Source organism: Magnetospirillum sulfuroxidans (assembly GCF_018224925.1).
GTDB lineage: Bacteria > Pseudomonadota > Alphaproteobacteria > Rhodospirillales > Magnetospirillaceae > Magnetospirillum > Magnetospirillum sulfuroxidans.
This window is the reverse complement of sequence record NZ_JAGTUF010000021.1, coordinates 47,720-59,165: the sequence shown is the minus strand read 5'-3', so window position 1 is coordinate 59,165 and position 11,446 is coordinate 47,720. Positions and strand designations below refer to the sequence as shown.

Genomic DNA, 11,446 nt, shown 5'->3' with positions numbered 1-11,446 from the left:
GCCGCGGCCGCGGCCGCTTCTTCCGCCAGCGCAGCGCCGGCAATGAACATGCTGCTCAACGCCAACCCGGCGCCGGCGACTACCTTTTTCATAAGATCGCTCATGATTGTTTCCTCTGACGGAAGGGGATCAAAGGGCTTCGGTATCGGCTTCACCGGTGCGGATGCGCAGCGCGTGGGCAACATCCATAACGAAGATCTTGCCATCACCGATCTTATCGGTCCGGGCCGCCGCCTGAATGGCTTCAACGGCGCGATCGACGACGTCGTCATTGACGACCAGCTCGATCTTGATCTTGGGCACGAAGCTCACGACATATTCAGCAGCACGGTAAATCTCGGTCTGGCCCTTTTGACGGCCAAAGCCCTTAACCTCGGTGGCGGTCAGCCCCTGGATACCCAACTGGGTCAGCGCCTCGCGCACTTCGTCCAGCTTAAACGGCTTGATGATGGCAATGATCAGTTTCACGGTCTTCCCCCTTATTTTGAAGGGTCACTACGCCGACGCGGGCGCTTGCCCACTAACTCTGCCTATTCAAAAGCCGTGCCGTTTTAACCGATGACCGCCATTTTGGCGCTTTTTCGCGCTTTTGTTGGCTGACCCGACAAATCCCGACAGCTCTGTCGCATATGCGACACACGGGATTTTGCACAAAATCAAGGCATTGCTTCCAGTTTAGGCTGGCACGCCCTTTGCTGCGCTTCTATGCACGGGACGGCAACCGCCGCCCACGACCTGGAAAAAAGGGCATGAGCATGAGCGGAATTCTTGAGCAGTTGCGCACGTTGTCGGCAGCAGAGGAGTTCTTCACCCTGTTGGCGGTGCCTTTCGATCAAGGCGTGGTCAGCGTCAGTCGCCTCCACATCCTCAAGCGTTTTCAGCAATACCTGAAGCAGGACGGCGTCGACGCCCTGCCCGAGGAAAGCCGTAAAGCCGCCTGCGCCGCCAGTCTGGCCCGCGCCTACGCCGATTTCGTCGTCTCCAGCGGGATCAGCGAAAAAGTGTTCAAGGTGTTCAAGGACCAGGAACCGGGAAGTCCGGGTTTTGTCTCGCTTGACGCATTAAAGGCCGGTCGCGGCTGACACTGTCGCAAGCGCGACAATGGCATACCTATAAAAAACACGACAACCCGTTGATTTTTATAATTTTGCTGCAATGGCACGCGGATTGCGAAACGCAGTTCCAGATTTTCCGCCAAGGAGCCCGGCCATGAATATCGTTGTTTGTATCAAGCAGGTTCCGGACAGCGCTCAGATCCGCGTCCATCCCGTTACCAATACCATCATGCGCCAGGGCGTGCCGACGATCATCAATCCGTACGACCTTTACTCGCTGGAAGCAGCGCTGCAATTGCGCGATCAGGTCGGCGGCAAGGTGACCGTGTTGACCATGGGCCCGCCCATGGCCGAGGACGCGCTGCGCAAGGCCATGGGGATCGGCGCCGACAAGGCGGTATTGCTGACCGACCGCTTCTTCGCCGGTTCCGACACTCTGGCCACCTCGTATGCCTTGTCCATGGCCATCACCAAGATCGCCGAGGACGAACCGGTGGATCTGGTGTTCTGCGGCAAGCAGACCATCGACGGCGATACCGCCCAGGTCGGCCCGGGGATCGCCTGTCGCCTCGGCCTCAATCAGTTGACCTATGTCTCCTCCATCGAGGCGCTGGACGCCAAGGCGCGCGAGATCACCGTGCAGCGTCGCTCCGAAGGCGGCGTCCAGGTGCTCAAGACCAAGCTGCCGTGCATGGTCACCATGCTGGAAGGCTCGAACACCATCCGCCGCGGCTCCATGCCCAACGTGCTGCGCGCCGGCCGCGAGCCGATCAAGACCTTCAACGCCGCCGCCGCCGGCATCGAGGACGTCACCCGCTGCGGCCTGCGCGGCTCGCCCACCGTGGTCAAGAAGGTGTTCGCGCCCAAGCCGCGCGCCGACAAGGCCAAGTTGATCGACACCACCAATCGTCCCACCAGCGACATCGCCAACGATGCCGTCGAAGCCATCTTCGCCGCCGCCCCCAAGCTGCAGACCGATCTGGTCGGCCGCGCGGCTCAGGCCTGAAGGAGAGAGTGACATGAGCGATAAAGCTGCTCCCGCCGCCGCTGCCGGTGGCTCCCGCGCCGGGATGAAGAAGGAACTGCCCGAACGTTTCCGCGATTACAAGCACGTCTGGGTGCTGATCGAAATGGAACGCGGCGTCGTTCACCCGGTTTCATGGGAATTGCTGGGTGAAGGCCGCAAGCTGGCCGACAAGTTGGGCGTTGAACTGGCCGGCGCCTTGCTGGCCGGCCCCGGCGACGCGTCCACCAAGGCGATCGAAGAGGCGTTTTCCTATGGCGCCGATCTGGTCTATCTGATGGAAGACCCGCTGCTGGCCGATTACCGCAACCAGCCCTATGCGGCGGCGATGACCGATCTGGTCAACACCTTCAAGCCGGAAATCCTGCTGATGGGCGCCACCAATCTGGGCCGCGATCTGGCCGGCACCGTCGCCACCACCTTGGCCACCGGCCTGACCGCCGATTGCACCGAATTGGCCATCGACCACGAAGGCTCGTTGGCGGCCACCCGCCCGACCTTTGGCGGCACGCTTTTGTGCACCATCCACACGCTCAACTTCCGTCCGCAGATGGCCACCATCCGCCCCCGCGTCATGGCCATGCCGGAGGCGCAAGAAGGCCGCACCGGCCGCGTCGTCCGCCATTCGCTGGTCATGGCCGAAAGCGACATCATCACCAAGATTTTGGACTTCATCCCCGACGCCAACATGGACAAGGCCCAACTGGCCTATGCCGATATCGTCGTCGCCGGCGGCATGGGTCTGGGCCGGCCCGAGAACTTCAAGCTGGTCACCGATCTGGCTCAGGTTCTTGGCGCTGAATACGGCTGTTCGCGCCCGGTGGTGCAAAAGGGGTGGATGCCGGCGGAACGCCAGATCGGCCAGACCGGCAAGACCATCCGGCCGCGTCTTTATATCGCCGCCGGGATTTCGGGCGCCATTCAGCACCGCGTCGGCGTCGAGGGGTCGGATATCGTCTTGGCCATCAACACCGACCCCAACGCCACCATCTTCGAATTCGCCCATATGGGCATCGTCGGCGACGCCTTGCAGATCCTGCCGGCATTGACCGAAGCATTTCGCCGCCGTCTGGCGGTCAACCGGCTGGCCGGCTGAAGGAGGCTTGAATCATGAGTGAGACTTTCGACGCCATCGTGATCGGGGCCGGCCCTTCGGGCAACGCCTGCGCCTATGTCATGGCCAAGGCCGGCTTGAACGTGCTGCAAATCGAACGCGGCGAATATTCCGGCTCGAAGAACGTCCAGGGCGCCATCTTGTACGCCGACGCGCTGGAACGCATCATCCCCGATTTCCGCGAGGATGCGCCGCTGGAACGCCACATCGTCGAACAACGCATGTGGATCTTGGACGACAAGGCCCATGTCGGCGGCCATTATCGTTCCGACGCCTTCAATGAAGAAAAGCCCAACCGCTACACCATCATCCGCGCCCAGTTCGACAAGTGGTTCAATCGCCAGGTCCGCGAAGCCGGCGCCTTGGTCGTGTGCGAAACCACCGTCACCGAACTGATCAAGGATGCCAAGGGCAAGGTCATCGGCGTCCGCACCGACCGTGACGAAGGCGAAGTCTATGCCGACGTGGTGGTGATGGCCGATGGCGTCAATGCCCTGGTCGCCAACCGCTCGGGCCTGAAAAAAGAAGTCACCCCCGAATCCGTCGCCCTGGCGGTCAAGGAAATGCACTTCCTGCCGCAAGACGTCATCGAAAGCCGCTTCAACATCGGCGAGGAAGAAGGCGTGGTCATCGAGGTGGCCGGCTCGGTCACTGTCGGCATGGTCGGCACCGCGTTCTTGTACACCAACAAGGAAAGCATCGCCGTCGGCATCGGCTGCCTGGTCTCGGATTTCACCGAAGCCCAGGTCCGCCCGGCCTTCCTGTTGGAAAAATTCAAGAACCATCCGTCGATCAAGCCGTTGCTGGCCGGGTCCGAAGTCAAGGAATACGCCGCCCATCTGATCCCCGAAGGCGGTCTGAACGCGGTGCCGCAATTGTTCGGCGATGGCTGGATGATCGTCGGCGACGCCGCCCAGTTCGTCAACGCCGTCCATCGTGAGGGCTCGAACATGGCGATGACTTCGGGGCGTCTGGCGGCCGAGACGGTGATCGAGGCCAAGAAGGCCGGCAAGCCGATGATCGCCTCGGTGCTGTCCGCCTATAAGAAGGCGTTGGAAGACAGCTTCGTCATCAAGGATCTGCACAAATATCGCCGCTTGCCCAAGGTCTTGCACAACAACAAGCACTTCTTCACCGATTATCCGCGCCTGTTGTCGCAAGCCGCCGAAACCATGTTGCGCGTCGATGGCGAAGATAAGCGCAGCAAGGAAAAGAAGATCACCAAGTCGTTCCGCTCGACGCGGCGTATCGGCGGTCTGATCGGCGATATGTTCAATCTGGCTCGCGCCTTCCGTTAATCAGACGAGCCCAAGGCTGGCGCCCCCGCCGCCGCCTTGGGCTCATCAGGAGAACCTCCATGCAAGAGATCAGCATCAAGGTAGAGGAAAAGCTCTATCAGAACCGCTACATGGTGGACGAAGGCCGCCCCCATATCAGCGTCAAGCCGCACACCAAGCCCTCGGATGCCTTGGCCGCCCTGGTCAAGGTCTGCCCGGCCGGTTGCTATACCCGCAACGAAACCGGTCAGGTCGAAATCGCTCCCGATGGTTGCCTGGAATGCGGCACCTGCCGCATCGTCTGCGCCGCCACCGGTGACATCGAGTGGAATTATCCGCGCGGTGGCTACGGCATCTTGTTCAAGTTCGGTTGAGGAACTGTCATGAAATCGGTTGACGAATTCCTCGCCTATGCGGCGCGGTTGGAACAAGAGGCGGTGTTGCGCTTCAAGGAACTGGCCGAAGCCGCCAAAACCCACGGCAACAAGGAAGTCTGCGACTTCTTCGCCCAAATGGCCCATTACTCGCAGCTGCATTACCAGCAGGCCAAGGAACGCTGCGGCTATCATGACCTGCCGGAAATGACCGCTGACGACTTCAAGTGGCCGGAAATGGAAAGCCCGGAAGCTGCCGCCATCTGGGGCGCCGACCCGATGATGGGAGTACAAGAAGCCATGCGTCTGGCGCTTGATGCCGAGATGCGCGGCTATGAATTCTATAAAAACGTGCTCGACACCACCACCGATCCGGAAATTCGCGTCATGGCGCAGGAATTCACCGACGAAGAGGCCGAGCACGTGGAAGCGATCCAGCGCTGGATCCAGCGTCTGGCCGCCTGATACGGTTTATCCTCTTGACCTACCCGATAGGGGTGCCCATGTGCAACAAGCGCATGGGCACCCCTTCGCATTTGCAGCAATTGCCGGCTTGGTGGCACTGGACGAACCAGTTCAGACAGCGCTAAAGTCTAACAATTAATCATGCCGTGGGGATGCTCATTCTTAGAGCAAGGCCAGCCATGGGGTGCACAGGATGGGTAGCTTGAGCAAAACGCGGAACGAAGACAGCGAAGCGCAGCTGATCGGCATCTATGAAATCGGCAAGGTGCTGGGTTCGACCTTCGATCTTGATCGTGCCTTGCATGACGTCCTCAACATCTTGTCCTCTTATCTGCAAATGCGCCACGGCGTCGTCACCTTGGATGACGGCAGCGACGAACAGATCTTGGCCGCCGTCACCGGCATGAGCCTGCGCGAAGCCCGCGATGGCGGGCTGAAATACCCCATGGCCGCCATCCGCCCGGTGCTGGAAGGCTCGATGCCCATGGTGGTGCCCAGCGCCGTCGGCGACCCTGGATTGGCCGATTACATCGCTGAATTCCTGGACCCAGACGATGACAGCCTGGCTTTTCTCTGTGTGCCGGTGAAGACCAATGACCGGCCTTTTGGCACCCTGTCGGTGTTGCGCAGCCGCGAAAGCGGCGCCCACCGGGGGTTTCAACACGATATCCGCTTCCTGACCATGGTCGGCACCCTGATCGGCCAGACCGTCGGCCTGTACCGCAAGGTGCTGGCTGACCGCGAACAATTGATGGAAGACAACGCCCGGCTGCAAAAGCAGGTCATCAAGATCAAGCCCGCCGCCGCCCAGGCCGCCGGATTGGAAGACATCGTCGGCAATTCCGAGGCCATGGGCCGGGTGTTCGCCCAGGTGCAACAGGCGGCGCCGACCAAGGCCACCGTGCTGCTGCGCGGCGAAAGCGGCACCGGCAAGGAAATGATCGCCCACGCCGTGCACATGCTGTCCAAGCGCGCAGCCAAGCCCTTCGTCAAGGTCAATTGCGCGGCGCTGTCGGAAAGCGTGCTGGAATCGGAATTGTTCGGTCACGAAAAGGGCGCCTTTACCGGCGCCATCGCCGATCGCAAGGGCCGCTTCGAATTGGCCAATGGCGGCACCTTGTTCTTGGACGAAATCGGCGAGATTTCCGCCAATTTCCAGTCCAAGCTGCTGCGCGTGCTGCAAGAGGGCGAATTTGAACGCGTCGGCGGCGCCAAGACCCTGAAAGTGGATGTGCGCCTGGTCGCCGCCACCAACCGCAATCTGGAAATGGCGGTAACCAAGGGCGAATTCCGCGCCGATCTGTACTTCCGCCTGAACGTGGTGCCCATCTTCCTGCCGCCCCTGCGCGAGCGTCACGGCGACATTCCGTTGCTGGCCGACCATTTCCTTGGCCAATTCAACCAGGAAAACGCCCGGAAGGTCGGCATCACCGCCAAGGCCTTGCAAACCCTGCAACGCTGCAACTTCCCCGGCAACGTGCGCGAGCTGGAAAACTGCATCTATCGCACCGCCACCATGGCCCATGGCGACGTCATCGACGAAATCGACCTGTCGTGTCGGCGCGACCTTTGTCTGTCATCGACCCTGTGGGACGGCAAACCCGGCCAAGGCCAAGGCGCCAGCCATCTGGTCCCCATCCCCACCGCGCCGGTGCGCGAACCGGTCGCCGTTTCCGCCGCGCCGCCGCCGGTCAGCAGCGCCCCCCAGGCGCCAAGCGAATCCGTCCCAGAGGTGGATTTGGACAGCCTGGATGAGCGCTCGCGGTTGGTTCAGGCGATGGAGCGTTGCGGCTGGGTCCAGGCCAAGGCCGCCCGCCTGTTGGGGCTGACGCCACGCCAGATCGGCTATGCCCTAAAAAAATACGACATCGAAATCAGACAGCTTTAGCCGCACGGGCAGCCCCTATGCCGCGCGGCCCCTTGGGCCTGACCAAATCCCCATGAGTTTCTGTCACGGGGATTTGGTCAGGCGTCAAGCCGGTCATGACGCCGCCTTGGGATGAACCGGCCCATTCATGTTTCGCAATCCGGCGACAAGCATGCCGGCCGCCTCGTCGTGAACGCCAACACTGCGTAACGCATACCCCATCATCGACAAGGCCAATTCACGCTCTCCCATCACCGCCAAGCCAACCCCCTGGCGCTCCAGGTAGTCGCGCTCGGTGTCACTATGGGTACGGGCGACCATGTCGATATGGGGATTGCCGACGCGGGCCGCATCCACCACACGCCGCACCTGGAAGCCGTCGGGAATAGCCACCACCAACAATTTGGCCGTCGCCACCCCAACGGATTCGAGCACGCCTGGGGTCGCCGCATCGCCACAGACCACCACCACCCCGCGCTTCCGCAAGGCTTGAACCACCTGCCGGTTCTGTTCGACCACCACATAAGGGATTTTTCCGGCCTCAAAGCCACGGGCCACCATCGCGCCAACCCGCCCGAAACCGATGATGACGGCATGGTTGGACAAGCCGCCGCATATTGTCTGGGGCAATTCCGACATCTCGTCGCGACTGGCCCGTTCCAGCAGCGCCCGCAATTTCGGGTGTTCGGACATCCAGCGCTCCAGCGGTCCCAAGGTCATGAACACCACCGGATTAAGGGCGATGGAGAGCAACGCCCCGGCCAGTATATAAGTCTGCGCCTCGGCCGGAAGCAGGCCTTCGACCACCCCTAACCCCGCAAGGATGAAGGAAAACTCACCGATCTGCGCCAAACTCGCCGATACCACCAACGCCGTGCCGACCGGATAGCGGAACAGCAGCACGATGGCGAAAGCGGCCAATGATTTGCCGATAATGATCACCAGCAATACCGCCATCACCGCCATCGGATCGCGGATCAGAATCGATGGATCGAAAAGCATGCCGACGGAAACGAAGAACAAGACGGCGAAGGCATCCTTCAAGGGCAGCGAATCCGCCGTCGCTTGATGGCTGAGATCGGATTCGCTCATCACCACCCCGGCGAAGAAAGCCCCCAGCGCCAACGACACCCCGAACAGGGTTGCCGAGGCATAGGCGATGCCCAAGGCCAAGGCCAGCACCGCCAGGGTGAACATCTCGCGTGAGCCTTTGCGCGCCACCTGCTCCAGCACCCACGGCACCACCTTGCGCCCGACGACCAGCACCAAGGCAATGAAAACCGCGACCTTGGCCAAGGTCAGTCCCAAGGCCGGCAAGAGGCTTTCCAGCGATCCGCCGCCCCCTTTCGCCGCTTGCGCCAAAGCCGGCAACAACACCAACGCCACCACCATGGCCAGATCCTCGACGATCAGCCAGCCAATGGCGATGCGGCCGTTCAAAGTCTGCACCCAGCCTCGTTCCTCCAAGGCCCGGAGCAACACCACCGTGCTGGCCACCGACAAAGCCAGGCCGAAGACCAATCCGGCCGGCAAGCTCCATCCCCAAAAATGCGCCAGCAGGGCGCCAATGGCGGTGGCGACGACGATCTGCGACACCGCGCCGGGCAACGCGATCCAGCGCACCGACCACAAATCCTTGACGGAGAAATGTAACCCGACTCCAAACATCAGCAAGATGACGCCAATTTCCGCCAATTCCTGGGCCAAGCCGGTATTGGCGACATAACCCGGCGTGAACGGGCCGACGGCGATACCGGCCAGCAAATAGCCGACGATGGGCGACAGACGCAGCAATGAGGCAACCCAGCCGCCGGCAAAGGCAAACAGCAGACTCATGGCGATGGTCGCGATCAAAGATGCCTCTGGATGCATGGAAGTCCTTGTTTCGTCGAGGAACGGGCCTTCAGTATGGGTAAGCCCAAGTCATGTTTCCACCCGGTGGCGACAAAAAAGCGTTCTGTCGCATCCGCGACGCCGCTGTCGGGGATGCGACAACGGACAAAAACGTTCAAAGCCCTTATTTTCCGCCATTCTAAAGTTGGCATCACAGTTGCAGTACCTAAGTTCAGAGACCCCTGAATTGGAGGCTGCCGGTGTCCAACATCGTTTCCCTGCAAAGCATCACCAAGCGTGGTGAAGCCAAGCCCCAGGCCAGCGGCTGTTCGACCAAATCGTCATGCGGATCGTCTTCCGGTCCCGACGACATGCCGGCCCATGTGTGGGACAAGATCAAGGATCATCCCTGCTATTCGGAAGAAGCCCACCATTATTTCGCCCGCATGCACGTGGCGGTGGCTCCAGCCTGCAACATCCAATGCAATTATTGCAATCGCAAATATGATTGCTCGAATGAATCCCGCCCCGGCGTCACCTCCGAGCGGATGACGCCGGAACAGGCGGCGCTGAAGGTTGTCGCCGTCGCCAACAAGGTGCCGCAGCTTTCGGTGTTGGGCATCGCCGGCCCCGGCGATTCCATGTTCGACTGGCGCAAGACCTTCGAGACCTTCCGTCAGGTGGAAAAGCGTCTGCCCGATCTGAAGTTCTGCGTCTCGACCAACGGCTTGGCCTTGCCCGACCATATCGACGCCCTGGCCGACCACAACATCGACCACGTCACCGTCACCATCAACATGGTCGATCCCGAGATCGGCACCCTGATCTACCCGTGGATCTATCATAACGGCAAACGCTACACCGGCCTGGATGCCTCGAAGATTTTGCACGAACGGCAGATGGAAAGCCTGGAAGCATTGGCCTCGAAGAATATCCTGGTCAAGGTCAACTCGGTGATGATCCCCGGAATCAATGACCAGCACCTGATGGACGTCAACGCCGCCATCAAGGCGCGCGGCGCCTTCTTGCACAATGTCATGCCGCTGATTTCTGATCCCGCCCACGGCACCCATTTCGGCCTGACCGGCCAGCGCGGCCCCAACCCGGCCGAGTTGAAGGACTTGCAGGACAAACTGGCCGGCGGCGCCAATCTGATGCGCCATTGCCGCCAGTGCCGCGCCGATGCGGTGGGCATGCTGGGGGAAGACCTGTCGCAGGACTTCACCATGGACAAGATCGACGCCGAGGTCGAATACGATCCCGAGGCCCGGCGGCTGTATCGCGAAGTGGTCGAGCGCGAACGCGCCGACCGCCAAGCCGCCGTGACCAAGGCCGAGGATACCCTGGCCGCCGCCGAAACCGCGCCAGCCCGTCTGGTCGCCGTCGCCACCAAGGGCGGCGGTCGCGTCAACCAACATTTCGGCCACGCCAGCGAATTCCAGGTCTACGAAGTCGATCACGACGGCGTGCGTTTCGTCGGTCACCGCAAGGTGGACAATTACTGCCAAGGCGGTTGGGGCGACGACGACGTGCTGGAAGACAACCTGATCCCGACATTGGCCGGCATCGAGGCCGTGTTCGTGTCCAAGATCGGGTCGTGCCCGAAGAAGGATTTGGCTGCCGCCGGCATCACCGCCATCGATTCCTATCCCTTCGAATATATCGAAACCGCCATAGCCCGCTGGTACGCCGAAGCCAATGCCAGCCTCAGCTACGGCTCCATTGCCTGATTTTTTAACCCAAGGAGAACCGCCATGGCTCTGAAGATCACCACCTCCACCTGCTCCGCCTGCGGCGCTTGCGAATTCGAGTGCCCCAACGCCGCCATCGCCATGAAGGGCGAGACCTATGTCATCAAGGCCAGCGCCTGTAGCGAATGCGACGGCGACGACCCGAAATGCATCGCCGTCTGCCCGGTCGAAAACTGCATCGTCAAGGCGTAATCAGGGGAGGCTCCCATGGAAGCCCAAGCCAGCGAACTATACGGACCACCGGCCTATGAGCCGGGGGAGAAAGTTCAGGCCATTCGGGAAATCCGCAACGACGGAACCTATCCCGGGCAAGACATGGGGGCCTTTCTGATTCACCGCGGTGACGTGGGCTATGTGAAATCGGTGGGAACATTCCTCAACCGTTTCTACGTCTACGCCATCGACTTCGTCGACCGCGGCATGCTGGTCGGCATGCGCACGCACGAAATCGAAAGTATGGAGAAACTGGGATGAAGGTCACCCTGCGCAAGGTCGACGATTACTACGAAATCTACGTCCCGAAAAAGGATCTGGAAGAAAAAGTGGTCGAATCGGAAAAGCCTGGAATTTGGGGCGGCGTGATCAAGATCAGCAATGGCTGGTCGTTCCAGATGCCCGATATGCCTGACGATACCCCGCTTCCCATCACCGTCGATGCGCGCAAGCTCGCCGACGACGAGGATTAA

At 61.0% G+C, this 11,446-nt stretch carries 14 protein-coding genes; 11 read left to right on the top strand and 3 right to left on the bottom strand.

The window, feature by feature from the left end; genetic code table 11:
- Window positions 1-129: 129 nt before the first annotated feature.
- Both KEC16_RS16690 and KEC16_RS20220 read right to left on the bottom strand, forming a co-directional pair.
- Entirely contained in the window at window positions 130-468 is a 339-nt protein-coding gene (locus KEC16_RS16690; RefSeq protein ID WP_024078621.1) for a P-II family nitrogen regulator, read from the bottom strand.
- Window positions 469-675: 207 nt separating this feature from the next.
- The gene (locus KEC16_RS20220; RefSeq protein ID WP_428846067.1) at window positions 676-795 is read right to left on the bottom strand and encodes an SWIM zinc finger family protein; all 120 of its coding nucleotides are present in this window, start codon (window positions 793-795) and stop codon (window positions 676-678) included.
- On the opposite strand from KEC16_RS20220, the gene nifW reads away from it, so the two are divergent.
- From nifW to nifA, 7 genes are all read left to right on the top strand, one after another.
- Window positions 756-1,082, top strand: a complete 327-nt coding sequence (gene nifW / locus KEC16_RS16680) for a nitrogenase stabilizing/protective protein NifW (RefSeq protein ID WP_211551012.1) — start codon at window positions 756-758, stop codon at window positions 1,080-1,082. The genes KEC16_RS20220 and nifW overlap by 40 nt on opposite strands.
- 127 nt (window positions 1,083-1,209) lie before the next feature.
- Window positions 1,210-2,061 (top strand): electron transfer flavoprotein subunit beta/FixA family protein, encoded by an 852-nt coding sequence (locus KEC16_RS16675; protein WP_211551010.1) that lies wholly within the window; start codon window positions 1,210-1,212, stop codon window positions 2,059-2,061.
- 13 nt (window positions 2,062-2,074) lie between these two features.
- Entirely contained in the window at window positions 2,075-3,175 is a 1,101-nt protein-coding gene (locus KEC16_RS16670; RefSeq protein ID WP_211551008.1) for an electron transfer flavoprotein subunit alpha/FixB family protein, read from the top strand.
- 14 nt (window positions 3,176-3,189) lie between these two features.
- Window positions 3,190-4,491 (top strand): FAD-dependent monooxygenase, encoded by a 1,302-nt coding sequence (locus KEC16_RS16665; RefSeq protein WP_211551006.1) that lies wholly within the window; start codon window positions 3,190-3,192, stop codon window positions 4,489-4,491.
- Between the two features lie 59 nt (window positions 4,492-4,550).
- On the top strand, window positions 4,551-4,844 hold the full coding sequence (locus KEC16_RS16660) for a ferredoxin family protein (protein ID WP_211551004.1): 294 nt from the start codon (window positions 4,551-4,553) through the stop codon (window positions 4,842-4,844).
- Between the two features lie 9 nt (window positions 4,845-4,853).
- Complete coding sequence (locus tag KEC16_RS16655; protein ID WP_211551002.1) at window positions 4,854-5,309, top strand: ferritin-like domain-containing protein; 456 nt, start codon at window positions 4,854-4,856, stop codon at window positions 5,307-5,309.
- A gap of 193 nt (window positions 5,310-5,502) precedes the next feature.
- Entirely contained in the window at window positions 5,503-7,197 is a 1,695-nt protein-coding gene (gene nifA, locus KEC16_RS16650; RefSeq protein ID WP_211551001.1) for a nif-specific transcriptional activator NifA, read from the top strand.
- 93 nt (window positions 7,198-7,290) lie between these two features.
- Here the strand turns inward: nifA and KEC16_RS16645 are convergent, their stop codons facing one another.
- Window positions 7,291-9,012 carry a cation:proton antiporter domain-containing protein gene (locus KEC16_RS16645; RefSeq protein ID WP_249209265.1) on the bottom strand — a complete coding sequence of 574 codons (1,722 nt, stop codon included), beginning with the start codon at window positions 9,010-9,012 and terminating at the stop codon, window positions 7,291-7,293.
- Between the two features lie 257 nt (window positions 9,013-9,269).
- On the opposite strand from KEC16_RS16645, the gene nifB reads away from it, so the two are divergent.
- Genes nifB through nifT form a run of 4 tightly spaced genes read left to right on the top strand, consistent with a single transcriptional unit; the run spans window position 9,270 to window position 11,446 of the window.
- Complete coding sequence (gene nifB / locus KEC16_RS16640; protein WP_346344119.1) at window positions 9,270-10,739, top strand: nitrogenase cofactor biosynthesis protein NifB; 1,470 nt, start codon at window positions 9,270-9,272, stop codon at window positions 10,737-10,739.
- A gap of 24 nt (window positions 10,740-10,763) precedes the next feature.
- Complete coding sequence (locus tag KEC16_RS16635) at window positions 10,764-10,952, top strand: 4Fe-4S dicluster domain-containing protein (protein ID WP_024078612.1); 189 nt, start codon at window positions 10,764-10,766, stop codon at window positions 10,950-10,952.
- Window positions 10,953-10,967: 15 nt separating this feature from the next.
- Complete coding sequence (locus tag KEC16_RS16630) at window positions 10,968-11,234, top strand: nitrogen fixation protein NifZ (protein WP_211550997.1); 267 nt, start codon at window positions 10,968-10,970, stop codon at window positions 11,232-11,234.
- On the top strand, window positions 11,231-11,446 hold the full coding sequence (gene nifT / locus KEC16_RS16625) for a putative nitrogen fixation protein NifT (RefSeq protein ID WP_211550995.1): 216 nt from the start codon (window positions 11,231-11,233) through the stop codon (window positions 11,444-11,446). The genes KEC16_RS16630 and nifT overlap by 4 nt, the downstream gene beginning before the upstream one ends.